General features: G+C 69.4%; 24 protein-coding genes. 18 read left to right on the top strand and 6 right to left on the bottom strand.

Annotated elements, in window-relative coordinates; all coding sequences use genetic code 11:
• Window positions 1-7: 7 nt before the first annotated feature.
• On the bottom strand, window positions 8-1,702 hold the full coding sequence (locus E8A74_RS13625) for a flavin monoamine oxidase family protein (RefSeq protein WP_232379539.1): 1,695 nt from the start codon (window positions 1,700-1,702) through the stop codon (window positions 8-10).
• A 137-nt stretch (window positions 1,703-1,839) separates the two neighbouring features.
• On the opposite strand from E8A74_RS13625, the gene hemL reads away from it, so the two are divergent.
• Window positions 1,840-3,114, top strand: a complete 1,275-nt coding sequence (gene hemL / locus E8A74_RS13620; RefSeq protein ID WP_136929421.1) for a glutamate-1-semialdehyde 2,1-aminomutase — start codon at window positions 1,840-1,842, stop codon at window positions 3,112-3,114.
• A gap of 12 nt (window positions 3,115-3,126) precedes the next feature.
• On the opposite strand, the gene E8A74_RS13615 is transcribed toward hemL, so the two are convergent.
• A complete protein-coding gene (locus tag E8A74_RS13615; RefSeq protein ID WP_136929420.1) occupies window positions 3,127-3,903 on the bottom strand; it encodes an SCE4755 family polysaccharide monooxygenase-like protein in 777 nt (258 codons plus the stop codon).
• Window positions 3,904-4,044: 141 nt separating this feature from the next.
• The gene (locus E8A74_RS13610) at window positions 4,045-4,956 is read right to left on the bottom strand and encodes a DUF2726 domain-containing protein (protein WP_136929419.1); all 912 of its coding nucleotides are present in this window, start codon (window positions 4,954-4,956) and stop codon (window positions 4,045-4,047) included.
• Between the two features lie 174 nt (window positions 4,957-5,130).
• Between E8A74_RS13610 and E8A74_RS13605 the strand changes: the two genes are divergently transcribed.
• A complete protein-coding gene (locus tag E8A74_RS13605; protein ID WP_136929418.1) occupies window positions 5,131-5,754 on the top strand; it encodes a hypothetical protein in 624 nt (207 codons plus the stop codon).
• Here E8A74_RS13605 and E8A74_RS13600 read toward each other — a convergent pair.
• The gene (locus tag E8A74_RS13600) at window positions 5,706-6,257 is read right to left on the bottom strand and encodes a hypothetical protein (protein ID WP_136929417.1); all 552 of its coding nucleotides are present in this window, start codon (window positions 6,255-6,257) and stop codon (window positions 5,706-5,708) included. The two genes, E8A74_RS13605 and E8A74_RS13600, sit on opposite strands and share 49 nt — an antisense overlap.
• Before the next feature lie 108 nt (window positions 6,258-6,365).
• Between E8A74_RS13600 and E8A74_RS13595 the strand changes: the two genes are divergently transcribed.
• The 14 genes from E8A74_RS13595 to E8A74_RS13530 all read left to right on the top strand — a co-directional run bounded on the left by E8A74_RS13595 (window position 6,366) and on the right by E8A74_RS13530 (window position 21,111).
• Window positions 6,366-7,397 (top strand): tetraacyldisaccharide 4'-kinase, encoded by a 1,032-nt coding sequence (locus tag E8A74_RS13595; RefSeq protein WP_136929416.1) that lies wholly within the window; start codon window positions 6,366-6,368, stop codon window positions 7,395-7,397.
• Entirely contained in the window at window positions 7,394-7,969 is a 576-nt protein-coding gene (locus E8A74_RS13590) for a hypothetical protein (protein WP_136929415.1), read from the top strand. Before E8A74_RS13595 ends, E8A74_RS13590 begins: the two co-directional genes overlap by 4 nt.
• A gap of 43 nt (window positions 7,970-8,012) precedes the next feature.
• Window positions 8,013-9,512, top strand: a complete 1,500-nt coding sequence (gene gcvPB / locus E8A74_RS13585) for an aminomethyl-transferring glycine dehydrogenase subunit GcvPB (RefSeq protein ID WP_136929414.1) — start codon at window positions 8,013-8,015, stop codon at window positions 9,510-9,512.
• Window positions 9,513-9,642: 130 nt separating this feature from the next.
• Complete coding sequence (locus E8A74_RS13580) at window positions 9,643-9,960, top strand: p24 family protein (RefSeq protein ID WP_136929413.1); 318 nt, start codon at window positions 9,643-9,645, stop codon at window positions 9,958-9,960.
• 166 nt (window positions 9,961-10,126) lie between these two features.
• A complete protein-coding gene (locus E8A74_RS13575; protein WP_136929412.1) occupies window positions 10,127-11,113 on the top strand; it encodes an AAA family ATPase in 987 nt (328 codons plus the stop codon).
• A gap of 146 nt (window positions 11,114-11,259) precedes the next feature.
• On the top strand, window positions 11,260-12,123 hold the full coding sequence (locus E8A74_RS13570; protein WP_136929583.1) for a DUF58 domain-containing protein: 864 nt from the start codon (window positions 11,260-11,262) through the stop codon (window positions 12,121-12,123).
• Entirely contained in the window at window positions 12,120-13,229 is a 1,110-nt protein-coding gene (locus E8A74_RS13565) for a hypothetical protein (protein WP_170229111.1), read from the top strand. Before E8A74_RS13570 ends, E8A74_RS13565 begins: the two co-directional genes overlap by 4 nt.
• Window positions 13,226-14,362, top strand: a complete 1,137-nt coding sequence (locus E8A74_RS13560; RefSeq protein ID WP_136929410.1) for a vWA domain-containing protein — start codon at window positions 13,226-13,228, stop codon at window positions 14,360-14,362. The genes E8A74_RS13565 and E8A74_RS13560 overlap by 4 nt, the downstream gene beginning before the upstream one ends.
• Window positions 14,359-15,459, top strand: a complete 1,101-nt coding sequence (locus E8A74_RS13555; protein ID WP_136929409.1) for a vWA domain-containing protein — start codon at window positions 14,359-14,361, stop codon at window positions 15,457-15,459. The genes E8A74_RS13560 and E8A74_RS13555 overlap by 4 nt, the downstream gene beginning before the upstream one ends.
• A complete protein-coding gene (locus E8A74_RS13550) occupies window positions 15,446-16,549 on the top strand; it encodes a tetratricopeptide repeat protein (protein ID WP_211365353.1) in 1,104 nt (367 codons plus the stop codon). The genes E8A74_RS13555 and E8A74_RS13550 overlap by 14 nt, the downstream gene beginning before the upstream one ends.
• Window positions 16,546-18,462, top strand: a complete 1,917-nt coding sequence (locus tag E8A74_RS13545) for a BatD family protein (RefSeq protein ID WP_136929408.1) — start codon at window positions 16,546-16,548, stop codon at window positions 18,460-18,462. The genes E8A74_RS13550 and E8A74_RS13545 overlap by 4 nt, the downstream gene beginning before the upstream one ends.
• The gene (locus tag E8A74_RS13540) at window positions 18,459-19,256 is read left to right on the top strand and encodes an outer membrane protein assembly factor BamD (protein WP_136929407.1); all 798 of its coding nucleotides are present in this window, start codon (window positions 18,459-18,461) and stop codon (window positions 19,254-19,256) included. The genes E8A74_RS13545 and E8A74_RS13540 overlap by 4 nt, the downstream gene beginning before the upstream one ends.
• Window positions 19,257-19,321: 65 nt before the next feature.
• Complete coding sequence (locus E8A74_RS13535; RefSeq protein ID WP_136929406.1) at window positions 19,322-19,906, top strand: hypothetical protein; 585 nt, start codon at window positions 19,322-19,324, stop codon at window positions 19,904-19,906.
• A 62-nt stretch (window positions 19,907-19,968) separates the two neighbouring features.
• A complete protein-coding gene (locus tag E8A74_RS13530) occupies window positions 19,969-21,111 on the top strand; it encodes a poly(ethylene terephthalate) hydrolase family protein (RefSeq protein ID WP_136929405.1) in 1,143 nt (380 codons plus the stop codon).
• Between the two features lie 45 nt (window positions 21,112-21,156).
• Here E8A74_RS13530 and E8A74_RS13525 read toward each other — a convergent pair whose 3' ends face one another.
• A complete protein-coding gene (locus tag E8A74_RS13525) occupies window positions 21,157-21,597 on the bottom strand; it encodes a universal stress protein (RefSeq protein ID WP_136929404.1) in 441 nt (146 codons plus the stop codon).
• A 114-nt stretch (window positions 21,598-21,711) separates the two neighbouring features.
• Between E8A74_RS13525 and E8A74_RS13520 the strand changes: the two genes are divergently transcribed.
• Window positions 21,712-22,491 (top strand): GGDEF domain-containing protein, encoded by a 780-nt coding sequence (locus tag E8A74_RS13520; RefSeq protein WP_136929403.1) that lies wholly within the window; start codon window positions 21,712-21,714, stop codon window positions 22,489-22,491.
• A 36-nt stretch (window positions 22,492-22,527) separates the two neighbouring features.
• Complete coding sequence (gene clsB, locus E8A74_RS13515; RefSeq protein WP_232379537.1) at window positions 22,528-23,748, top strand: cardiolipin synthase ClsB; 1,221 nt, start codon at window positions 22,528-22,530, stop codon at window positions 23,746-23,748.
• 40 nt (window positions 23,749-23,788) lie between these two features.
• Here the strand turns inward: clsB and E8A74_RS13510 are convergent, their stop codons facing one another.
• Window positions 23,789-24,475 carry a hypothetical protein gene (locus E8A74_RS13510; protein WP_136929402.1) on the bottom strand — a complete coding sequence of 229 codons (687 nt, stop codon included), beginning with the start codon at window positions 24,473-24,475 and terminating at the stop codon, window positions 23,789-23,791.
• Between the last annotated feature and the right edge of the window lie 166 nt (window positions 24,476-24,641).

Genomic DNA, 24,641 nt, shown 5'->3' with positions numbered 1-24,641 from the left:
AATCGAATCAGCGCGCCCGCCGCAGGGCCGTCTTCCACCGTCGATGCGTGCGCGCCGCCCGCGCCCGCGCGAGAATGCGATCACCCGGCAGCCACAACGATCGCGGCCGCTCCTCCTGCCCGCGCAAGAGTGCTTGCGTCGAGATCCCCAGATCCCCGGCAATCTCGTCCGCGGCGATGGCCCCCGAGAGCGCGCCACCTTCCATGTAGCCTTGCGCGTCGAGGCTCGTGTGCTCGCCGGCGAAATGGAGGTTCTTGACCCGCAGCGACTCGGACCCGGTGATCGTCGTGTATTGCCCGACCTTGTAGGCCGAATAACTCGCCAGCGTGAACGGGTGCGTCGGCCAGTGGAACCGCGCGACCTTGTCGTTGTGGGCCGCTTTGGTTCCAGGAAAAACCTGGTCGATTTGATCCAGGAACTCGGCCGCGCGCTCCTCGGGCGTGCCCATGCCGATCTGGATGCCTGGATTGCCGCCGGTGAAATTCGTCAGGATGCCGCTCGCGCCCGGCTGCAAGCGGCTCGTCTCCCAGGTCGACTGGTACGGCAGATCCGAGAACGTCTCGCCATTCGACCCGGCGTCGCGCCACGGGCGCGAGGAGAAACCCACCATCAGCTTCGCGTTCGTACCGTAGCCGAGCTCGGCGATGGCGCGCTTCTTCGCGTCGGGCAGCTCGACGTCGAGCGTCACCTCGCGCAGCTTCGTGAACGGGAGCGCGAGCACCACGTGATCCGCCGTGACCTCGAACGTGCCGCTGCCGCGCGAGAACGTGAGCACGTACCGCCCGTCCGCCTCTTCGCGGAGCGCGACGAGCGCCGCTTCGAGCTCGATCTGCTCGGGGTTCAGGTCCTCGGCGAGGCGCGTGGGGAACGTGTCGTTGCCGTCCTTCGCGTGGAAGAGCTCGTCGCTGTCGCCGAAGACGTCGAAGGACGAGGTGTCCGTCGAGATCAGGAACATCATGTTGAGCACGTTCGTCACGTCGGGCTCGAGGCCGTACTCGATGTTGTACGCGACCTCGAGCAACGTCCGCACCGGCCCGCTCGTCCCGATCTGATCGAGCCACGCCGAGAGCGAGAGCGCGTCGAGCGCCTCGCCGCCGTTCGGTTTGTCGTAATAAACGAAGAGGTCTTCCTGATCGGTGAGCGTCGCGAGGGCCTCGTCGATCTTCGCCGCGATGGGCTCGAATCCCGACAGGATCTCGGCCTCCGTGAGCTTCGTGCCCCCGAAGTGGGCGACGAGGTGCTCGAGGTTCGGATCGTCTTCCTTGTAATCGAGCAGGTCGATCCCGAGCTCGGCCGCGAGGTCGTGCATCGTCTCGTGGCCCGTGTCGATGAGCTCGCCGCCGAGCTCGCAGTGCTGGCCGTCGGGGAACGTCGCAAGGTCGGAGTACATGCGGCCGCCGATGCGCTTCGAGGCCTCGTACACGGTCGCCGTGACGCCGAGCTTCTTCAGCCGATACGCGCAGTGCAGGCCCGCGATGCCGCCGCCCACGATGGCGATCGTCGGCTCCCCCGCGGGCGGCGGCTTCGGCGGATCTTCGCCTCCGCACGCGCTCGCGGCGATCGGCAAGGTGAGCGCCGCGGCGCTCATCTCCAGGAAACGACGGCGCGGCAAGGTCGCGCGCTCGCGCTGCATCGCGAGGAGCTCGGATGCGGGGATGCCGGTCTGGCGCGCGGCCCGGCTGATCTGGAGGAGGCGGGACAAGGATCGAAAGAGCGGTGTTCTCGCCATGGATTCCCCTGGGAAAAACGCAGCGGCGAAGCGCCGCGGCGCGAAGAAAGCCCGCCGCAGGATACCTCGGACTTGCCCCCGAACCCAAGGCGCGCATAGTCACCGACCTCATGTCCGACACGATCTCTCAGGCCCTCTTCGAGCGCGCGCGCGCCGTCATCCCCGGCGGCGTCAACAGCCCCGTCCGCGCCTTCCGCGCTGTCGGCGGGAACCCCGTGTTCATCGCCCGCGCCAAGGGAGCGCGTGTCTTCGGCGAGGATGGCAGCGAGTACGTCGACTACGTGGGCTCCTGGGGACCGGCGCTGCTCGGCCACGCGCACCCCGACGTGATCCGCGCCGTGCAAGAAGCCGCAGAGGGCGGGCTCTCGTTCGGCGCGCCGACGTCCCGCGAGGTGCGCTTCGCCGAGGCCGTGCGCGCGCTTTACCCGGGCATCGAGAAGCTCCGCTGCGTGTCCTCCGGCACCGAAGCGACGATGAGCGCGATCCGCGTGGCGCGCGGCTTCACGCGCCGCGACGTCATCGTGAAGTTCGAGGGCTGCTACCACGGTCACGCCGATCACTTGCTGGTCAAAGCAGGTAGCGGCCTCGCAACGTTCGGCGTCCCCGACTCCGCCGGTGTGCCCGAGGGCACCGCGAAGACGACGTTGACGCTCGCGTTCAACGACATCCCGGCGCTCGAAGCGCTCTTCGCGGCCCGCGGCGGCGAGATCGCGGCCGTCATCGTGGAGCCCGTCGTCGGCAACATGGGCTGCGTGCCGCCCGAGCCCGGCTTCCTCGAAGCGATCCTCTCGCTCTGCCGCAAGCACGGCGCGATCTCGATCTTCGACGAGGTCATGACGGGCTGCCGCCTCGCGCGCGGAGGCGCGCAGGAGCGCTACGGCCTGCGCGCGGATCTCACGACGCTCGGCAAGATCATCGGCGGTGGCATGCCGCTCGCGGCCTACGGCGGCCGGGAAGACGTGATGAACGTGGTCGCGCCGCTCGGGCCCGTGTACCAGGCCGGCACGTTGAGCGGAAACCCCGTCGCGGTCGCGGCCGGGCTCGCGACGATCGAGCGGCTCGTGCCCGAGGTGTACGAGAAGGTCGAGAAGCTCGGCGCCGCACTCGAAGCGGGCTTCAAGGACGCAGCCGCGAAGGCGGGCGTGCCGGCCACGGTGCAGCGCGTGGGCTCGATGATCACGCTGTTCTTCAACGACAAACCCGTGCGGTCGTGGGCCGAGGCCTCGCAGAGCGACACGAAGCGCTTCGCGGCCTGGCACGCGGGCATGCTCTCGCGGGGCATTTACTGGCCGCCGTCGCAATACGAGGCGGCGTTCCTCTCGGCGGCGCACACCGACGAGGACATCACGCGCACGGTCGAAGCCGCGCGCGCGTCGCTCGGCTGATCGCCGATCCCCTCACCGCCGCGTCTTCTTGCGCGCCACGCGGGCCACGAGGCCGGCGAGGGCGAGCACGAGCGCGGCGGGAGATCCAGGCGCCGAAAGCGAAGCGCTGCAAATCCCGGACGGCTGGTTCTCCTGGAAAGGCGCGGGGCCGGGGCCGACGTCGTCCGGGATCGAGCCGCCCATGCCGCCGCCGCCTGCGCCGCCCGCGCCGCCTGCGCCGGTCGAGCTCGACGACGAAGCTGCCGTCGAGCTCGACGCGCTGCTGCCGCTCGCGTTCGGGTCGACGATGTTGATGGCGGCGCAGGAGTAGTAATAAGGCTTCGAGGCGCCTTCCATGTACTGGCGGAGCTGGATCACGCAGTTCTCGCAAGGCGTGTCGGGCACGGTGATCGTCGTGCTCACGAGCCCACCCGACTGCGAGTTCGCGTCGTTGCCTTCGTAAAACACCGAGGCGTCGAGATCGGCGCGCTTGACCGTGTCGATCCCTTTCGTCGAGATCGCCACGCGAAACTTGCCGTTGTGGTTGACCGTCTCCTTCCACGTGACCTGGACGGTCTGTCCCACGACGAGGTCGGTGACCTTGTAGCCCGAGGCCGGGCACGCCGAGGCGGAGCTGTCTTCGGCGGGATCCTCGGGCCCGGCGCCGAAGTAGCAGCCACAAGGGCCGCTCTTCGCGTTGTCGTCGTTCGTGAGGGGTGGCGGGTTCATCAGCACGGCGTGGGCAAAGGCGCTCGAACCGGCGAAAAGAACCGCGGCGAAGGCGAGAAGGGCAGAAGCTCGGGAATCCATGGTCACCTCGGACGCGTCGAGGGTACCCGAGTCACGTGGGCGAAGGGAGAGGCACCCCGGACGGGGCGCTCGCGGCGCGCGAACACATCGCGCAAAGCCGTCGCGAAAGGAAAAACCCAGCCGGGCGAGAACGCGGCGGGCTCAGAAAGAGCCGGGCGGCATGCTCGGCGGGATGGCCTTGACCTTGTAACGCATGCGGAAGGCCGCGATCGTGGCGCCAAGCTCGGCGCGCGAGACGAGGCGGCCGCGGCCGCGGATGCATTCGAGCAGCTCTTGATAGAGCTCGTAGAGGAGCATCTCGTCGACGAGCGTGTTCGTCGTCGCGGGGAAGAGCTGGTTGCGCATCGCGATCTTCGAGCTCGCCACGGCCTCGTCGGTCACGCGGACGAACCCGACGGCGTGGAAGTTGCCGGCCGCGTCGACGCCGATCACGGACGAAGCGACGGGGCTCTTGCATTTGCCCGACTCGTAGATGCGGCGGATGTTCTTGCGCACGTCGCCGAGCGCGCCCGAGGTCGGATCGAAATCCGCCGCGGAAGCAGCGGAGGTGGCCGAGAGCGACGCCGTCGAGCCAGGCCCCGCGGTGCCGAAGAGATCGATCTCGCCGCTGCGGAACGAGCGCGATTTCTCCCCGCCGCTCGGCATGCCCTTCGAGGCGAACCAGCTCTCGAGCATCAACGTCATGAGCTCGACGCTGTGGTGCTTCTTCGAGAGGTGGAAGGCGTGCACGCGGACGAGCGGCAGGAGCAGCTTGCGGCAGATCTCGTTCTCCTGCTGCTGCTTGACGCTCGCCACGTCGGTCGGGTGCGAGGTGCCGTCGAACTGGATGACGAAGAGCGGCGTGCGCTCGGCATCCACCGCGAGAAAGTCGAACGTGGCGCGGGAGACGAACTGGAGCAGCTCCTCCGAAAGCCCGTTGCCCTCCGTTCGAAAGACGTCCTGCGCTTTGACGCGCATCAGCACGCCGGCGCCGAGCCTCTTGCAAACGGTCGAAAGTCCGAAGCTTACTGCCTCTTCGGTGTGGTGAACGAGCTTCTTCAGGTTTCCGTTCATCGCGCGACCGCTTGCTTACGGTAGGCTGATAGCGCGGCTGACCGCAACCGGAGACGACAGCGATCCAAGGTGATTCTCTTTACAGGATCCCCAGAAGACCCACCTTGTCCCGGGGTTCGCCCGCGAAAGCGCGGCGTCATCACGTCGCGCGCGTACAGCCTTCACGTTGCACTCGTGCTCTTCGTTCTCTTCGTTCTTGCTCCATGCCTCACGCTCGGATGCAGGTCGGAGACGCCACGCGCAAGCACGTGCCCCGCAGGGTTTCGCGCGGACGACGCGCGGGCCGAGGCGATCCTCGCGAAGCTCGGGGAAGTGCCCGCGGGGGCGCGCGCGAGGGACCAAGCGCTCGCGAAGGGCGGGGTCTCGTTCTGCTTCGGCCGCATCGGCGTGTCGTCGGTGACGACGTCGGGCGCCGTGCTGATCGATGAGGCGCTTGGAACGGAAGAGTCCGCCGCGCGGGTCGGGCACCTGCTCACGCACGTGGCCGAGGGGCTGCGCGTGGAGCCACGCAGCGGTGAGGACGAGAGCTGCGAGGTGATCACGGAGCGCGCGCTCGCCGCGGAGTCCGCAGCGCTGTCGCTGGAGATCAACCTGCGCCGCGTGCTCGGCATCGGCGCGGCGTCGCGCGTGCGTTACGAGTTCGAAGGGGCCTACTGGGCAGCGCCGGAGGAGGCGCGCGAGGGGCTCGTGCTCGACTACCTGCGCACGCACCCCGACGGCGCGCCGGGCATCGACGCGCTCGCCTCGGGTTACGCGCGCCGCTGCCGCGAAGCGCGCGACGCCGCCTCCGCGCGTTGACGGCGGCGTGCGAAGGTCGCAGCCCCGAGCGCCCCGAGCGCGAGCGCCCCGAACGAGGCTTCGAGCGGCGCGCCCTGCGCGAGCCGACACCCGCACCCGCCGTCGCTGCCGGACGACGACGCCGAGCCCGAGGAGGACGCCGCGGGGACACACACCTTCTGCGTCTTGCATGTCGCGCCCTGGGTGCACTCGTTGCCGGCGGGACACTGGCTTTCGACCTTCGTGCGCTCGTAGTCCATGGGGTTCGCGTCGGGCGGCAAGAGGCCGGCGCAGGAGATCGTGGAGATACAAAGCGGTTTGTCCTTGCACGTCTCGCCGTTGCCACACTCCGCGTCGGAGGTGCACTCGACGGGGCTGCAATAAGGCCCGCCGTGGCAGGTCGCGCCTTCGGTGCCCTCGGGGCAGTCGTCCGGCGGCGGTCCGACCACGTCCGCACGCGCGGGCGTGACGAACGCGAGAGCCGAGAGCCCGAAGACCGCGATCCAGAAGGACGAACGTTTCATCGACGAACCTCCACGCCTTTTGCCCTACGCGATCCCGCGCGCGCCGTCGACAGCGAACGCGCAGCGTCGCAGCCCCGCGCGCCGCGCGCTACGTTCGGGGCGAGCCCCATGGACGCCCTCCGCGCACGCATCGCGCGACGCCTCGAGCGTGGGATCGAGCCTTCCCTGCCCGGCCGCGCGCTCGCGAGCGCGTGGGCCGCGATCGCCGCCGCGCGTGTTGCGCGCCCCGTGACGCTCCCCGAAGGCGCGCGGATCGTCGGCGTCGGCGGCGCTGTTCTCGGAGGCGCGGGCAAGACGCCCGTCGCGATCGAGCTCTCGCGCGCGCTCGCGCTCGAAGGCCACGACGTCGCGCTGATCGGACACGGCTACCGTGCGCGCGTGGCCTCGCCGCGCCGCGTCCTGCCGACGGACGCCGTCGACCTCGTCGGCGATGACGCGCTCTGCGCGGCGCGCGCGCTCGCCGCCACGAACACGCCCGTCTTCGTGGCGAAGCGACGCGCGGAGGCCCTCGCGCTCGCGGTACGGTCCGGAAAAACCTTGCTCGTCGTGGATGGCCTCCTCCAGACCTCGCCGCGTCGCCTCGACGATGCCGTGCTCGTGCTCGACGGCGCTTCTCCGTTCGGCGCCGGCGTTTGCCCTCCGCTCGGGGATCTCCGCGCCCCTGCCGCTGCGCTGCTCGAAGCGGCCGATCACGTCGTCGCGCTCGGCGACGCGCGCTCGCCTGCCCTGCCCGCGTCCGCCCTCTCGCTCGCCTCTTCGATCGAAGGCGCCCTCGACGCGACCGGCCGCCGCTACGACCTCGCTTCCCTCGCTTCACGCTGCGTCGGCCTGCTCGTGGCCATCGCGCGCCCCGATCGCTTGCTTCCTGCGCTCGACCGTGTGGGCATCCACCCGCGCGCCGTCGTTTGCCTGGCCGACCACGCCCGCTTCGACACGGCGACGCTCGATCGTGCCCGGGACCTTGGCCTCGATGCCTGGCTCACCACGGCTCGGTGCGCTACCAAGCTCCCGCCTCGGCTCGGCGGTGCCCCGGTCCTCGCCCTCGATCATCGGGTCTCTGTGGGCCCGCTCCTTGCTCGACTCTCGTTTCGAGGCTCGCGCGAGGGCGCACCTGCCTGTGCTAGGCTCCCGGCCCCATGAAATGGAAGCGTTCGCTCTGGTTGGTCGTGACGGCGATGGCGCTCGTGAGCGCTCCTCTTTCCACGGTGAGCTGCGCAGGTGGCTCGGGAGGCGCCAAAGCCCCGGATTTGCAGCCTGCTGACCTGCCGGCCGGCGCGAGCTGGACCGGCGTCTACTTCAGCGAGCTCTACGGCTACCTGCACCTCGTTCAGGATGGCAACGCGGTCGAGGGCAAGTGGATCCGCCCGCACAAGGACAAGTGGGGCAAGCTGAAGGGCGAAGCCACCGGCGATGTCATCAAGTTCGAGTGGACCGAGTACACCACGGGCCTCGTCGGCCCCAACGCGGCGAAGAACGGCCGCGGCTACTTCAAGTACAAGCGCCCCGCGGGTGACAACGTCGACGACACGTTCTCCGGTGAGATCGGCTTCGACAAGGACGAGGTCGGCGAGCCCTGGGACGCGGTCAAGCAGCGCAACGTGAACCCGGACCTCGCGTCGATCGGCGGCACGGGAGCCTCCGACATCGGCGGCGGCGACTGGGATTCGGAGAACAAGGAACAGGGCGCGCCCGAGGAGCCGGCGAACCCCTGACAGGAGGCTCGGGGACGTTCCCTCGCCCGAGCGAGATTGCGAAATGGCACGACCTCAACCGCAAGGAATCAAGTTCCGCGAGCCCCCCATTTTCGAGCGTGGGACGAAGGGGCGCTCGGGCGCCTCGCTCTCCCCGCTCGACGTGCCGGACGTCGATCCGGCCGCGCACTTCGGCGCGCTCGCGCGCAAGGAGGCCGCGGGTTTGCCCGAGGTGAGCGAGCCCGAGGCGTTCCGGCACTTCGTGCGCCTCTCGCAGTGGAACTTCTGCATCGACTCGCAGCTCTATCCGCTCGGGTCGTGCACGATGAAGTACAACCCCAAGATCAACGAGTGGGCCGCGCGCATCCCGGCCTTCTTGAAGATGCACCCCGAGACGCCGGACGAGCTCGCACAAGGCTCGCTCGAGGTCATGTGGCACGTGCAGCAGATGCTCTCCGCGGTGAGCGGCATGGACGCCTGCTCGCTGCAGCCTTCGGCAGGCGCGCAGGGCGAGCTGACCGGGCTCATGATGATGCGCGCCTACCACGCGTCGAAGGGTCGCAGCCCGAAGAAGGTCTTCATCCCGGAGAGCGCACACGGCACGAACCCGGCCTCCTGCGCGCTGAACGGCCTCGTCGCCGTGAAGATCGAGAAGAACCCCGGCGGCGTCGTCACGCCGCAAGAGGTCCTCGCCGCGATCGAGCGTGAAGGCGGCGACGACGTCTGCGGCCTCATGATCACGAACCCGAACACGCTCGGCGTCTACGAGAAGCACCTACCCGAGATCATCGAGATCGTGCACGGCAAGGGCGGCCTCGTGTACGGCGACGGCGCGAACACGAACGCGATCATGGGCCACGCGCGCCCCGGCGACATCGGCGTGGACGTGATCCACATCAACCTGCACAAGACCTTCACCACGCCACACGGCGGCGGTGGCCCCGGCTCGGGCCCGGTCTGCTTCAAGAAGCACCTCGAGCCCTTCCAGCCCGGCCCCGTGCTCGTGCGCAAGGACGACGGCACGTTCGCGTTCGATCGGGATCGCCCGCATTCGATCGGCCGTCTGCGCGCGTTCTACGGCAACTTCGGCATGTTCATCCGCGCCTACACGTACCTGCGCGAGATGGGCGGCGAGGGCCTCAAGATGGCGAGCGCGCTCGCGGTCCTGAACGCCCGCTACCTGTGGGCGATGCTGAAGGACACGTACGCCGCGCCGGTGCCGGAGGCGTGCATGCACGAGGTCGTGCTGAGCGACGTCGACCTGGAGAAGGCGACGGGCGTCAAGACGCTCGACGTGGCCAAGCGCCTGCTCGACTACGGCTTCCACGCGCCGACGATCTACTTCCCGCTCGTCGTCCCGGGCGCGCTCATGATCGAGCCGACCGAGACCGAGACGAAGGAGACCCTCGACGAGTTCATCGACGCGATGAAGGCCATCGCCCGCGAGGCCCAGGAAGATCCGGCCCTCGTGAAAGGTGCGCCGCACAACACCGTCGTCGGAAGGCTCGACGAGGCTCGCGCGGCGCGGCAGCCGCGGCTGCGCTGGCGGCCGCAGGCGGGCTGACCACGGGCTCCGGTTCGCCCCAAATTCGCGAACCGGGGTTGTCCGTGCGTACAATGTCGTCCGTCGGTCGCTCGCTCCCACCGCGGAGCGGGCGACGTATCAGAGCGTGAAGGCCTGAACGAGCAACGACGTGTCCCGGACCATCACCGACAACGTCGGAGAAATCGAGACGATCTGCAAGACCGACCCCGCGCGCGTAGGGGACCTGGTCAAGCTCGTCTTCCGCTCGGACGATGACGCGGATCCCCCGTTCAACGTCCGGATCAAGTCGCCCTCGGGCAAGGTGATCATCGAGCGGGTCCTGCGTGATCTCCCCACGGGAAAGCCGCAGAGCGCGCCGCCGATCGAGTTCACCGCCTCGGCCCCGGGCGCGTACAAGATCGAGATCTGGCAGCTCTACGGCAAGATTCGCGGAAACGCGGTGCTCAACGTGATCTCGGCGATGTAGCGAGCGCCGCGCGCCGCTTTCGGGAATAAAGGCGCCGCCGCGCCTGTCCACGCGCCGCGAGCCTTGCTATGTGCACGCCGCACGATGATCACGCGCGCGAGGCGCGGGATCGAGCCACGACGGCCATGCGGCAACGCCCGCCCAGACAACCTTCCCGGTTCATGCCATGCACGACGTCCGCGCCCTGAACGAGCTCGTCGCGAAAGAGAGTGCCTTCGTCGACAACCTGATCGCCGAGGTCGGCAAGGTGATCGTCGGGCAAACCTACATGGTCGAGCGGATCCTGATCGGCCTGCTCACGGGCGGGCACGTCCTGCTCGAAGGCGTGCCGGGTCTCGCGAAGACGCTCACGGTCCGCACGCTCTGCGACGCGATCCACGCGAAGTTCTCGCGCATCCAGTTCACGCCCGATCTGCTGCCGGCCGACGTGATCGGCACGGTCATCTACAACCACCAGAAGGGCGAGTTCTCCTCGAAGCTCGGTCCGATCTTCGCGAACCTCGTGCTCGCCGACGAGATCAACCGCGCGCCGGCGAAGGTGCAGAGCGCGCTGCTCGAAGCGATGCAGGAGAAGCAGGTCACGATCGGCGACTCGACCTACAAGCTGCCCGATCCCTTCGTGGTCATGGCGACGCAGAACCCGATCGAGCAGGAGGGCACGTACCGTTTGCCCGAGGCGCAGGTCGATCGCTTCATGCTGATGGTGAAGGTCGGGTACCCGACCCGCGCGGAGGAGCGGCAGATCATCGACCGCACGACGGGGCTCATCGAGGCGAGCGCGAGCAAGATCATCGAGCCCGAGACGCTCGTCAGCGCGCGCAAGGTCGTGCGCGACGTCTACATGGATGACCGCGTGAAGGACTACATCGTCGGCGTGGTCTTCGCGACGCGCGAGCCGAACCAGAAGGGCATGAAGGAGCTCGCGAGCATGATCGAATACGGCGCGAGCCCGCGCGCCTCGATCGCGCTGGCGCTGGCGGCGCGGGCGCACGCGTTCCTGCGGCACCGCGGGTACGTGACGCCCGAGGACGTGAAGGCCGTGGGGCCGGACGTCTTGCGGCACCGCATGGTGCTCACGTACGAGGCCGAGGCCGAAGAGGTGACGACCGAGCAGGTCGTGCGGCGCGTGTTCGAGGTGGTCGAGGTGCCGTGAAGGCCCGCGGCCGTACGAAGAAAGGGGCGACGAAGGGCCCGAGCTTCGGGGAGCGCCTCCGTGCGTTCTTCGGGCTCGGCGACGAGCCCCCGCCGGACGAAGCGGCGAGCAAGAAGGACGGCGCGAAGGCCGGCGCCGCGGACCTCCTGAAGCGGCTGCGCGTGATCGAGATCAAGACGAGCCACCTCGCGAACGAGCAGCTCTCGGGGTCGTACTCGTCGGTGTTCCGCGGCCAGGGGCTCTCGTTCCGCGAGGTGCGCGCGTACAACCCCGGCGACGACGTGCGCTGGATCGACTGGAACGTGTCGGCGCGCATGAACGAGGCCTTCGTGAAGGTCTTCACCGAAGAGCGCGAGATGACCGTGATGCTCGTGGTCGACGCGTCGGAGAGCGAGCTCTTCGGGACGCGGCGGGCCTCGAAGGCCGTGGTCGCGGCGGAGATCTGCGCGCTCTGCGCGTTCAGCGCGATCCGCAACAACGACCGCGTGGGCCTCGTGCTGGCCACGGACCGCGTGGAGAAGATCGTCCCGCCGAAGAAGGGCGACAAACACGTGATGCGCGTCGTCCGCGAGATCCTGGGGCACGAGCCGGAGAGCGCGGGGACGAACCTGCGGGTCGCGCTGGAGACGCTCTCGAAGGTGCAGAAGCGAAGGAGCGTCGCGTTCATCGTGAGCGACTTCTTCGACCACGGCTACGAGCGGGCCCTCGCGCTCGCGGCGAGCAAGCACGACGTGATCCCGGTGGTGATCGAGGATCCACGCGACGCGGAGCTGCCGGACGTGGGCTTGGCGACGTTCGAGGACCTGGAGACGGGCGAGCAGGTGCTCGTCGACACCTCGGATCGCAAGGTGCGGGAGCGATACGCGGCCGAGATGCGGAAGATGCGGCGTGATCGGGACAAGCTGTTCAAGAAACTCGCGGTCGACACGGTCACGATCCGCACGGACCAGAGCTACGTGGAGCCGCTGCGCCAGCTCTTCGCGAAGCGCGCGAGGAGGGCCCGGCGATGACGAGGACGAGGCGCCTCACGGCGTTCGCCTTCGCGGCCGCGGCAATGGCCTTCGCGGCGGCGCGCACGGCGCTGGCCGAGGAGACGGACGCGGACGCGGGCGCGCGGGTGTGGGCATCGTGCGTGGAGCGTGTCCCCGAGGGCGCGAGCCGGCCGAAGATCACGGAGACCTTCCCCGAGCGCGGGACGAGCGGCTGGGCCGCGCCGCTCGAAATCACGGTCGTGCACGGCAAGGGCGAGACCGTGATGCCCGGCGGTGTTCGGGTCGAGCGCAGCAGCGATCAGTACAAGGCGCTCGAAGAGGCAGGGTTCGTCCTGCCCGACCCGGACGGCGGCGCAGGCCCGATCGCTGTCACAGAGGCGGGCGAGACGTCCTCCACGACGAAGCTTTCGATCCCGTTCGTGGCCCTGCCAAAGAACCCCGGCCGCAACGTGATGATGCTGCCGCCCGTGCCGATCACGCTGGCGCGCGCGAGCGGTGATCTCGTCACGGTCTGCACGGCGCCGCATCCGATCTTGGTCGAGGATCCGATCGCGAACGAGCTCGATCCGAAGGTCCGACCGAACCCCGAGGGAAGATCGCAACGCGAGGAGTGGGTGCTTGCCAAGCAGCTCGCGGTGGGCGCGCTCGTGGGGGCGATCCTCACGGCGATCGGCGCGTGGCTCTTCCTGCGCTGGTCACGTCGCCCGAAGCCCGTGCCGTACGTGGCGCCCAAGCTGCCGTGGATCGCTGCGATCGAGGAGCTCGAAGCGATCCGCGCCTCGACGCTGATCGCCGAGGGCCGCAACGACGAGTACTTCGACCGCGTGAGCGACTGCGTGCGCAAGTACCTCGGCGCGCGGTATGGCTTCGACGGCCTCGAAAGCACGACCGACGAGATGCAGCGGACGCTCGCGCGCGTGCGGCCGCCGGTGCGCGGGCTCGACACGATCACGCGCTTCCTCGAAGAAGCCGACCTCGTGAAGTTCGCGCGCGTCGTGCCGAGCGAAAACGACTGCCTCGCGGCGCTCGATCGCGGCATCACGATCGTGCGCAACACGACCCCGCCCCAGGCGGGATCCGGGGAGGCCACGAGCCGCAAGGAAGCTGCGGGAGGGTCGGCATGAAACGGTTCGCCCTCGTCCTCCTGCAAACCCTCGTGGTGCTCGCGCTCGCGCTCGCGTGGCCTTTCCTCTCGCGACGTGACGCCTGGGAGAGCGCGAGCTTCGAGCTGCCGTGGTTGCTCCTCGGCCTGGCGATCGTCCCCTTCCTGCTCTGGTGGGGCACGGCGGGGCAGGACCAGCGCACGCCGCGGCTGCGCATCGGTACGGTCCTGCCGTTCGTCACGGGTCCACGCGGCGTGCGCGCAAAGCTCCGGGATCTGCCGGGCGTGCTGCGCGCGGTGTCGGTCGCGCTGCTGGTCACCGCGATCGCGCGCCCGATCTCGATCCTGCGCGACGAGCGCAGCGACGACAAAGGCATCGACATCGTGGTCGCGCTCGACCTCTCGGGCTCGATGCGCGCGATCCTCGACGCCAAGCCGGGCGACCTGCCAGGCCGGATCACGCTGCCGCGCGGCAAGCGCCTCACGCGGCTCGATACGGCGAAGATCGTCCTTCAGGACTTCATCTCGCGCCGGAAGACCGACCGTATCGGTGTCGTTGTCTTCGGCAAGAGCGCGTATGTCCTCTCGCCGCCCACGCTCGACTACCACCTCCTGAGCGAGCTCGTCGGCAAGATGACGCTCGACGTGATCGACGGATCGAGCACGGCGATCGGCGACGGGCTCGCCACGGCCGTCGCGCGCCTCCGCCGGAGCGACGCGCACTCGAAGGTGATCGTGCTGCTCACGGACGGCGACAACAAGGAAGGCCTGGTCTCGCCGCAGTACGCGACGCACCTCGCGACCAGCGTAGGCGCGCAGATCAGCACGATCCAGATCGGCAACGACGACGAGGTCGACGTCGAAGACGGCTTCGATCCCCTGGGCCAGCCGCGGTACGTGCGCCGCCGTTACCCCGTGAACCCCGAGCTGCTCAAGTGGATCGCCAAGACCACGAACGGTGAGGCGTACATCGCGACCGACGCACAGGCGCTCGCGCAGAGCATGCACGCGGTGCTCGACAAGCTGGAGAAGACCCGCTTCGAGGCGAGCCGCGGTTCGTTCGAGGATCTCTTTCCGTTCCTGCTCGTGCCCGGTGTCGTGCTCGTGGGCCTCGACGCGTTGCTTCGGGCGTGGCTGCTCCGGAGGTTCCCGTGATCTTCGGCGCGCCCGTCTTCCTCTTCTGCACGGCCCTCGCCGCCCTCGTCGCGGTCCTGCTCGCGCTCGGCGCGATCTACCGGCGGCGCGCGGCGCAAGCCTTCGGCGATCTCGAACGCATCGAAGCGCTGCGCACGAGTGATCCCTCCGTGCGCCGCGCATGGAAGGCCGTCCTCCTCGTCATGGCCACAGCGCTCGCGTTTTTCGCGGCGGCGCGCCCGCAGTACGGCAAGGGAACGCGCCTCGTGCCAGCGACGAACGTCGACGTGGTCCTCGTGCTCGACTACTCGAAGAGCATGTATGCGCGGGACGTTGAGCCCTCGCGCATCTTCCGCGCGAAGGTCGAGGTCGCGCGGCTCGTGAAGGAGCTCGAAGGCGCGCGTTTCGCCGCCGTCGCCTTCGCCGGCGAGCCGATGGGTTTTCCCCTCACCGCCGACGGTGCCGCGGTCGCGCAGTTCCTCCGCCAGCTCGATCCAAACGACATGCCCATCGGCGGCACCGCGATCGCCCGCGCCCTCACCCTCGCGCGGGACCTCTTGAAGCGGGATCCGAAATCGTCGGAGCACAAACGGATCATCCTGCTCGTCACGGATGGCGAGGATCTGGAGGGAGATCCGGCGGGCGTCGCGCGCCAGCTCGGCGCCGAGGGCACGACGGTGCACGTCGTGCAGATCGGCGGCCGCACGCCCGAGCGGATCCCCGAGGTCGGCGAGGACGGCCGTGTCGTCGGCTTCCGGACGGACCGGAACGGAAAACCCCTCACGACGGCGCTCACCGTGAACGGCGAGAAGCAGCTCGCGGCGATCGCCACGTCGACGCCCGGCGGCGAGATCATCGTGGCGGACAAGGGCACGACCGGGATCGATCGGATCGCCGCGGATCTGCGCAAGCAGATGAAGAGCGAGCTCGCCGAGAAGATCGAGACGGTCTACGCCGACGTCTACTACTACCCGCTCGGGCTCGCGATCCTCTTGCTCGTGGCCGAGGCGCTGATCACGGACGCGCCGCTCCGGATCCTCCGCCGGAGGGCCGCGCCGAAGCCGATCCCGCGCGCCGGCGAGCGCAAACGAAAGGAGGCGCGTCGTGTCCCGGCCTGATCGCAAAGAGCGCGTCGCCCGCGCCGCGCGTGCATCGAGCGCGCTCCGCGACCACGCCAAGACCGCGGCGATCGCCGTCTTCGCGCTCGCCTGCGTCGCCGGCGGCGCGACCTGGCTCGCGTCCGGGTGCAGCGGGTGGGATCCTCGCTCGCCCTTCGAACGCAACGCGCCCGCGGTCGATCAGGCCCTCGCCGATCTCGACGCGGGCCGCTTCGAATCGGCCGAGCAGGCCCTCGAAAGTTACCTCGGCACCGGGCCGTGCACGGACGCAGGCCTCGGGCTGCCGGACGCCGTTCGCCAGAAGTACAACGGCTCGTTTGATCTCGGCCTCGTGCTGTTCTCGGTCGCGGAGAAGTACGGCCGGCGCTTCGGCGAGGAGGAGCAGAGCGACGGCGGCCCCGAAGAAGAGCAGCTCGCCGCGATGCGCTCGCTCGAGGTCGACTGCGCGCTCATCGTCGTGCGGGCGATCGCCGAGGATCCGAAGGTCCCGATCGATCTCCGCGCCCGCGCGCACTACCTCGCGGGCAACCTCGAATTCTTGCGGAAGAAGTACGAGGAAGCCGTGCGCCACTACGACGACGCGCTCGCGCTCATCCCGGGTTTGCCCGAGGACGCGTCCGCCGACGGGATCGGGCGCGACGCCGCGTGGAACCGCGCCATCGCGCTGCGCCGCATCGAGGACCAAAAGGACGCGGGCCAGGACGCCGATCAAGACGCGAACCAGGACGCAGGCCAGGACGGCAGCGACGACGCGAGTGATGGCGCCGACGGCGACGATGGATCCGATGGCTCGGACGGGTCCGACGGCGGCGACGACGGTGGCAACGACGCGGGCGAGGACGCAGGCGACGACGGCGGGAAAGACGCGGGCGACGACGGCGGTGGCGACGGCGGAGAGGACGCGGGCCAGGATGCGGGCCAGGACGGCGGACAGTCGCCGCCTCCGCCGCCGCAACCAGCCTCGCCGGAGCCCCAGCCGGGCCAGGAAGATCGCATCCTCGATCGCTTCGAAGAGGCGCCGACCTACCAGGAGCAGGAGGCCAAGATGAAGGCCGGCACGCGGCGCGGGCGCGTGATGGAGGACAAGTGAGGGCCGGGGCGCTCGCGTGGGCTCTGACCGCGCAGGCCGCGATCGTTTCTGTCGCAACGATCGCGCACGCCGAACCGCAGGTCACGACCCGCGTCAGCGCGCGCAAGGTCGAGGTCGGCGAGCCCTTCTCGATCCAGCTCTCCGCGCTCGTCCCACCCGGCGAGCCCATGCCGAGTGATCCGCGCCTCGCGCCGCCCGCGGGCGCCACGATCCAGGGCGGCCCGGCCGTCGGCACCTCGATGGTCTCGATCAACGGCAACACGCGCCTCGGCATCGACGCGAGCTGGCAGCTCGTCTCGAACGCGCCGGGCCGCGTGAAGATCCCCGCGCCGAGCGTGCTCTGGTCGGGGAAACGTTTCTCCGGACAGGCCGTCGAGGTCGAGGTCGTCCCCTCGACGGGCCGCTCGCGCAGGCCGCAGAGCCCGTTCCTCTTGCCGGGCGGCCCTGGGATCTTCGGGCAGTTCGGGTTCGGCGGCGGCCACGATCCCTTCGCGGACGACGACGACGACGACGAGCCGCAGCCCGCGCTCGACGAGAAGCTCGAGCTCAAGACCGCGCCGGATCCGTACGTGTTCGTGCATGCGCGCGCCGACAAGAAAGAGGCCGTCGTCGGCGAGCAGGTGACGGTGTCGTTTTACGTCTACCAGCGCGTGAACGTGGAGATGGCGCCGGCGCACGACGCGTCGATGACCGACTTCATCCGCATGTCGATGATCTCGACGCCCGGCTTCGAGCCGCCGTTCCGCACGCGCGCCGGCGGCAAGACGTACATGGCGCGCCTCATCGATCGCGTCGCGCTCTTCCCGGTCCGCACGGGCGATCTGCACGTCGGCCCCATGACCATCAAATTCTCGGGCCAACGCGTCGGCCGCTTGGTCGATCGGTCGAGCGAGGACATCGTCGTGCGCGTGACCGAGCCGCCGCGCGCGGGCCGCCCGCCGGGCTACGTCCTCGGCGACGTCGGTCGGTTCTCGCTCTCGGCCACCGTCGAGCCGCGCCGCCTGACGCAGGGCGGATCGATCGCGGTCAGCGTGCAGGTGAAGGGCAACGGCAACTTCCCGCAGACGCTCGCGGTGCCGGCGCGCACGGGCGTCGAGTGGCTCGATCCCGAGAAGCGCGAGTCGATCGGCCCGCAAGGCGCGATCATCGCGGGGTATCGCTCGTTCGGCTACGTCGTCCGCATCCAGGAGGCGGGCCAGGTCGATCTCGGGAAGATCAATCTCCCGTACTGGGATCCCTCGTCGAAGCAGTACGAGGTCGCGAGCGTCGAGCTCGGCAAGGTCGACGTCACGCCCTCCGCCGCGCCCGATCCTCGGTCGTCCGCGAGCGCTTCCCCGAGCGCCGCGCCCGGCGCCGATCCCGCGGCGCCGAAGGGCGAGGCCGATCCTTTCGCGACCCTCCCTGCCCCGCGCGCTACGCTCGGCGCCTTCGTCGCGCCCTCCGCGCCCCTCTTCGACGGCGCGAGCCTTTACGTCGTGATCGCCGCGCCGCCTCTCGCGTACGGCATGCTCGCGGCTGCGGCCGCGGGCGCGCGGCGCCTCCGATCCCGCAGAGCCGCGGGAGCCTCCTCGCCCGAGCGCCTCGCGAACGTCGCGCTCGACGAGGCCGATCAAGCCCGCGAGCGAGGCGACACGAAGGCCCTCTCGGCGGCCGTCGAGCGCGCGATCCACCACGCAATCAAGGCCGCGACCACGCTCGAATCGCGCGGCATCCTGCTCGACGATCTCGCGACCGAACTCGAAGACGCGGGCGTCCCCGAAGACCTCGCGGCGCGCACGCGGAGCCTGCTCGACGAGGCTTCGGCGCTTCGCTTCGATCCCGGGGCGAGCGCGTCGAGCCTGGAAGAGCTTTCGACACGCGGACGCGCGGTCGTGCGTGATCTCCTCGCCGTCTCCGGGAGGGCGCGGGGATGAGGCGCGGGCAGGCCGCGGCGATCGCCTTCGTGCTCGGGTTCGCGTCCGCGAGCGTCGCGCGCGCGGCGACGCCCGAAGAACTCCATCACGAGGGCACCGAGGCCCTCGGCCGCGGCGCGTACGGCACGGCGATCGAGCGCTTCGAGGCCCTCGCCGACATGGGCTTCGTGCACCCCGACGCGAGCTTCGGCCGCGGCCTCGCCTATGTCGCGCGCGTGCGCGCCGGCGCCGATCGACCCGGGGATCTCGGCCGCGCCGCGGCGGCCTTCGAGGAGACGCTCCGCCTGCGTCCTTCCGACATCGAGGCCGATCACGCTCTCGACCTCGTGCGCGCGGAGGTCGTGCGGAGGCGCGCGCGGCACGGCAAGGACGCGACGACGGTGCGGCCCACGCTCGATCGTGCCGTCCTCGGCCTCGCGTCCGAGCGCGCATGGAGCTTGCTCGCGCTCGCGGCATCGATCCTCCTCGCGATCGGCCTCTTCCTCCGACGGAGCCGCGCCGCTGCGTTCTCCGTCGCGGGCCGCATCATGGCGCCGACGGCGCTCGTGCTCCTCCTCGTGTTCTTGCCGCTCACGATCGCCGCGCGCAGGCTTCGGCTCACGACGCGCGCGGGCGTCATCGTCGTGCCCGAGGTCCACCTCGTCGACGATCACGGCACGGCGCTCGGCGGCGATCCGATCCCGGAGGCGCACGCCGTCGAGGTCGGCGAAGTGCGCGGCGGGCTCGTTCACGTGCGGTGGGGCGCGACGGAGGGATGGGTCCCGGGCGGCAGCGTCCGCTTGCTCTCGCCCTAACGTCCGCCTGGCGACCGTGGACGATGTCGCGAGAACGCCAGGTCGCCGTGTGCTAGGTTTCCGCCGTGTGGGTCCGCCGCGCTGCCATCCGTCCGGTACCGTCCTTCGCGCAGGTCCCTTTACGGGCCCTCTCGGAGGTCGAGGAGCAGCTCGCGGAGGATGACGAAGAGGCGCGGCAGAAGCTCGACGAAGCGTTCGCCCGCTTCGAGCAGACGCAGCCTGCGATGGCCGATCGGATCGCGCAGGTCCTTGGCGGGCCTCTCGATGAAACCGCGCTCGCGCTCGGATACTTCCTGACGCTCGCCGTCTGGCTCGCCTTCGACAACGTCTTTGGGGAAGAGCTCGCGGAGGTCACGCCCCTCGCGCTCGCCGGCGTGGAAGAGTCGCTCAAGCTCGACGAACAGCTCCGCATGGCCGATCCGGCCGAGGCGGTCGACTCCGACGACGTCATCGCGATGGAGCAGCCCGATGTGCTCTCGTTCGTCCACGAGCACGTCGACGCGGCGCTCGAAGCGAACGCGAGCGAGGTGGACGTCGACGACGTGCACGAGATTTATCGCATCGTGCTGATCGAGGTCCTCGCGCTGAGTTATGCGGTCCGGCCCCCGACGAACTGGGGCATCCAGATGACGACCGAGTTCACGGCCTGATCGCCCCTGCATCCTCGGGTGACCGCGTTGACGCTCCGTCGGCGTCGGCTTACGCCCGTCTCATGCAGAAACTCGGCATTGTCTTGGGCATTGCAGGCGTCGTGTTCACGTCGGCTTGCACGGGCGGGGGTGACACCGGTCTCACGGGAGGGACGATCACGGGGCCGACGGGGAGCGGATCGGGCACATCGGGGCCAGGCGGCAGCGGCAGCGGCGGCGACGGTGGCACCGGCGGTGACGGTGGCATGGGCCAGGGCGGCGCGGGTGGATCGGGGCAAGGCGGCGCGGGCGGCGGCACGCCGATGCCGGTGTTCGATCCGAACAAGGACGGGCCGTTCACGATCGCCGAGATCGACGACAAGCAGTGGAAGGCGTCGACCGGCGACACGGTGCCGATGCACGCGGCGTATCCCACCGAGGGCCCTTCGAGCGGGCCTTACCCGGTCGTCGTCGTCGCGCACGGCTTCCAGATCGCGGCGAGCCAGTACTACGGCTACTTGAAGCGCCTCGCGAGCTTCGGGTACGTCGCGGTCACGCCCGACTATCCGACGTCGTTCTTGGGGAACGACAACACGAAGGCCACGCAGAACATCATCAGCGCCCTCGATTGGGTCGAGTCGAAGCCGAGCCTCCAGGGCGACACGAAGCTCGCGGGCGCCACGGGCCACTCGCTCGGCGGCAAGCTCGCGATCTACGCGGCGAAGCTCGACGATCGCTTTCAGGCTTCGATCGTGCTCGATCCGGTCGACGGCGCGCCCAGCAATCCGATCGACCCGAACCCGATGTGTACGGCGCCCGCGTGCATCGACGTGAGCGAGCAGCTCCCGATCGACAAACCCACGGGGTTCCTCGGTGAAACACTCGACGGCATGAGCGGCGGCTTCCAGCCCGCGTGCGCGCCCGCGGCGGAGAACTTCATCACGTTCTATGCGGAGACCACCTCGCCGAGCCTCGCCGTCACGATCAACGGCGCGAACCACGTCGGCTTCGTCGACAACACGCTGACCTGCGGCGTCGCCTGCAGCGCGTGCAAGATGCCCACGCTCGACAACGCCACGGTGAACGCCCTCTCCCGCGCCTACGTCACCGCGTTTTACGAGCGCTACCTGCGCGGCAACAAAGGCTACGACACCTATCTCACCGGCGCCAAGGCGCAGGCCCGCTACGTCGACACGGGCATCGCCTCGATCCAGTCGAAGCCCTAGCAACCTCGTGCGGCGCAGCCTTTGCGCGGAGCCGCACGCCTTGCATCACGACGTGAGCTTCTCGCCGTGCCGGACCACGAGCACCGATCGGTCTGCGTGGTTCACGACCTTCGCCGCCGTCGTCCCGATCAGCCGATCGAGCCCCTGATACCCGTGCGACCCGATCACGATGAGGTCCACGTTCTCATCCTTGGCCGCCTGGCAGATCGCCTGCCACGGCGTGCCCACGGCGACCCGCACCGGCCCGCGCAGCTCCTCGGGCACGCGCTCGAGCTCCTTCTCGACGTAACGCAGCGCCTCTTGTTCGAGCAGCCCTTCGAGCGACGCCGGCGGCAAGGCGTAGGCCTCCGGCGGCAGCTCGACCGGGATCCCGATCGCCCGCATCAGGATGAGCCGGCTGTTCGTTCGCCGCGCGAGGTCGATCGCCGCTTCGAGCACGTCCTTCGCCCGCGGGGAAGCATCGAGGCCAACCAGAATCCTGTGCATAATCCGTCGCTCTCCTTGTTCTACGCGGCACGGGCCTAACACGGCCCGTGCCATGCGCCCAGCACCCTCGTCGCGCCACACCGGCATAGATCTTCCAGGCAACCAGGGTCCACGATGCGATGGCTACGCGTCCCCGAGAGCTGGCCCCGCCGCCGGGTCTTCCCCGTCCTCGGCCTCCTCTTCGCCCTCGGCACGCCCCTCGGCCTGCTCGTGCTCCGCGCCCTCCTCGCCGGCGCGCCGCCCACGCCTGCCTCGCTCGTCACGGAAGCCAAGGCCGATCCCGTCACCCTCGGCTACCTCGTGTTCACCTCGTTGCTCGTGTTCGTCCTGCTCGGTCGCGCCCTCGGCGCACGCGAGGACACGCTCGCCGAGGCCAGCATGACGGACCCGCTGACGGGCCTCTCGAACCGGCGCCACCTCGATACGCGGCTCGCCGAGGAGATCACGCGCCTCGCGCGGTACGAGGGCTCCGTCGCGCTCCTCCTGCTCGACGTCGACCACCTCAAGGAGATCAACGACCGCGGCGGCCACGAGGCCGGCGACGTCGCGCTGCACGCCGTCGCCGAGGCCTTGCGCCGATCTTGCCGCGCGATCGACCTGCCTTCGCGGTACGGCGGCGACGAGTTCGCCGTGCTCTTGCCGGAGACGACGGCCGTGCAGGGCGTCGAGCTCGCCGAACGGATCCGTGCGTCCTTGCGCGCCGTGCCCGGCGCGCCGACCGTGTCGATCGGCCTCGCCGACCTCGACGCGGCGGCCGCGCCCCTGCCCCTCGCGCTCTTCGAGGCCGCCGACGCGGCGCTCTACGCGGCCAAGACGGCAGGACGAGATCGCGCGGTCGTCGCGCCGCCCGCGCCTCCGCGATCGTCGGCGCTCGACGAGGGACCCGCGGGCTGATTCTGCGCTACGCTGGGCGTTCGAAAGGACCCGCGATTGAGCCGAGGCGATCGTCTGCCGCTCTCTCCGAGCGTCGACGCCATCCTGTCCATCGACGCCGTGCCGCCGCCCACGACGCTCCTTCGCACGCCGGCCTTCTGCGACATGGTCGTGGGCTACCACCGGCTGCGCCTCCTCCACGACGGCGCGCAGACCTTCCCTGCGATGCTCGAGGCCATCGCGCACGCGCGCTCCACCATTTGCCTGGAGACGTACATCCTGCGCGACGACCACGTCGGACAGACCTTCGCGTATGCCCTCGCCGAGCGCGCGCGCGCGGGCGTCGAGGTCAACCTCCTGTACGACGCCTGGGGTTCGTCCGTCTCGGGGGACTACGTCGCGTCCCTGGAGGAGGCGGGCGTGCGGGTCGTCGCGTTTCGCCCCGTGCGCATGGCGCTCCAGAATCGCAAGCTCTTGCGCCACGTCGTCCGGAGAAACCACCGCAAATCGCTCATCGTCGACTCGCACATCGCATTCACCGGCGGGATCAACATCTGCGGCGATTACGCGCCGAAGGACATCACCAGCGCCCCGCCCTGGCGCGACACGCACCTCGCGCTCGAGGGCCCTGCGGCGCTCGAGCTGCAATACTTCTTTTTGCGCACCTGGACGAAGGCCAAGGGCCCGGCGATCGACGAGCCGCGCTACAGCGTCTCGGGTCGCCGCGCGGATCCGCGCGTCCGCGTGATCACGAGCGACATGCACCGCGGCCGCGCGAGCATCCGCGACGCCTACCGCGCGGCCATCAAGAGCGCCAAGCGGCGCATCTGGATCACGAACGCCTATTTCCTCCCCTCGCTCGGCCTCCTCCACGCGCTCAACGACGCGGCCAAGCGCGGCGTCGACGTCCGGCTCATGGTCGCCGGCACGACGGACGTCCCGGCGGTCCTGCACGCCTCGCGCTCGATTTACGGGCGCCTCCTCGAATCCGGCGCGCGCCTCTACGAATGGACGGGCCGCGTCCTCCACGCGAAGACGGCGGTCGTCGACGGGCATTGGTCGACCGTGGGGTCGAGCAACCTCGACATGCAATCGCTGCGGCAGAACCTGGAGGCGAACGCGATCATCGAGGACGAGCGGTTCGCGCTGGCGATGGAGGCCATGTTCCTCTCGGACCTCCCCCATTGCCACGAGGTCACCCGGACGAGCTGGGGAAAACGTCCCCCGTGGGAGCGGGCTGCCTCCTGGGCGGCCTATCTCTTTCGGGATTGGCTGTAACGACGAGGGATGGCAGCACGGGCGCGCAGGTCTGCCCGCGTTATTCGTCGTCGACGACGCGGATCGGGAGCCAGTCGAACCCGGTGACGCCTGCGCCCTGGAAGATGCGCCAGATCTTCGGGGTGACGAGGAACCAGGGGGCCGGGAAGAGAGCATCCCTCACGTCGCCGTCGAAGCGCGAATCGCCGAACCATTCCCAGGTCACGTTGACGTCGTGAATGTCGACCAGGTCCGAGGCGCGGTAGACGAGGCGGGTGGGGATCTCCGAGGGCGTATCGAAGCCGCTCCGCCCGCAAGCGCAGAGTTCGGAGGGTACGATCCCGGTCGAACGTGGTGACAGCGGCGGCATCGTGTGCGCAGCGCAGAGCTGCCGCCAGGGAAGCTGAATGTGGCCCCTCTTTTCGAAGGCTGCGAAGACACCTCGAAACGAGATCCCGGTCAGGCCACTTTCCGCGAGCGTGCGGGCCAGCTTCTCGTCGGCGAGTACGTCGTCGTAACTCGTCGAGGCTGCACGGCGACCTTCGAGTCGATGAAGATACTCGCCGTCGATGATCATGGCGGATGTCTGCCGGGCCCCGGCGCCGCAACGCTTGCACGCCTCGGACATGTCGTAGGTCGTGCCCACCCGCGGCCCCGCGAAGACCGTGGCATTCACATCGTACGACATGGCGATCAGCCGCGCGGATTCGAGCTCTTCATCCGTGAAGCAGTCGTTGCGCCCTTCCAACCAGGGAATGCCACGCTTCTCGAAGATGCCTACGAGGCGCGCTAGAGCAACAAACGGTTCAATTCCACCTGAAGTTACGCGGCCTTGGCCAGCTCGCCCTCACGACGCTGGATGACCTCCAGGTTCAGCAGGATCCCATATCGGCGTAGGTCGAAGACATTGTTTC

This window comes from Polyangium fumosum (genome assembly GCF_005144585.1).
Lineage (GTDB): Bacteria > Myxococcota_A > Polyangia > Polyangiales > Polyangiaceae > Polyangium > Polyangium fumosum.
This window is presented reverse-complemented; position numbering and strand designations above follow the sequence as displayed.

Excerpts from the sequence above, each read along its gene's own strand:
- hemL (WP_136929421.1), top strand. The coding sequence starts at position 1,840 with ATGTCCGACACGATCTCTCAGGCCCTCTTCGAGCGCGCGCGCGCCGTC.
- E8A74_RS13615 (WP_136929420.1), bottom strand. The coding sequence starts at position 3,903 with ATGGATTCCCGAGCTTCTGCCCTTCTCGCCTTCGCCGCGGTTCTTTTC.
- E8A74_RS13610 (WP_136929419.1), bottom strand. The coding sequence starts at position 4,956 with ATGAACGGAAACCTGAAGAAGCTCGTTCACCACACCGAAGAGGCAGTA.
- E8A74_RS13600 (WP_136929417.1), bottom strand. The coding sequence starts at position 6,257 with ATGAAACGTTCGTCCTTCTGGATCGCGGTCTTCGGGCTCTCGGCTCTC.
- E8A74_RS13595 (WP_136929416.1), top strand. The coding sequence starts at position 6,366 with ATGGACGCCCTCCGCGCACGCATCGCGCGACGCCTCGAGCGTGGGATC.
- E8A74_RS13590 (WP_136929415.1), top strand. The coding sequence starts at position 7,394 with ATGAAATGGAAGCGTTCGCTCTGGTTGGTCGTGACGGCGATGGCGCTC.
- gcvPB (WP_136929414.1), top strand. The coding sequence starts at position 8,013 with ATGGCACGACCTCAACCGCAAGGAATCAAGTTCCGCGAGCCCCCCATT.
- E8A74_RS13575 (WP_136929412.1), top strand. The coding sequence starts at position 10,127 with ATGCACGACGTCCGCGCCCTGAACGAGCTCGTCGCGAAAGAGAGTGCC.
- E8A74_RS13565 (WP_170229111.1), top strand. The coding sequence starts at position 12,120 with ATGACGAGGACGAGGCGCCTCACGGCGTTCGCCTTCGCGGCCGCGGCA.
- E8A74_RS13560 (WP_136929410.1), top strand. The coding sequence starts at position 13,226 with ATGAAACGGTTCGCCCTCGTCCTCCTGCAAACCCTCGTGGTGCTCGCG.
- E8A74_RS13540 (WP_136929407.1), top strand. The coding sequence starts at position 18,459 with ATGAGGCGCGGGCAGGCCGCGGCGATCGCCTTCGTGCTCGGGTTCGCG.
- E8A74_RS13530 (WP_136929405.1), top strand. The coding sequence starts at position 19,969 with ATGCAGAAACTCGGCATTGTCTTGGGCATTGCAGGCGTCGTGTTCACG.
- E8A74_RS13525 (WP_136929404.1), bottom strand. The coding sequence starts at position 21,597 with ATGCACAGGATTCTGGTTGGCCTCGATGCTTCCCCGCGGGCGAAGGAC.
- E8A74_RS13520 (WP_136929403.1), top strand. The coding sequence starts at position 21,712 with ATGCGATGGCTACGCGTCCCCGAGAGCTGGCCCCGCCGCCGGGTCTTC.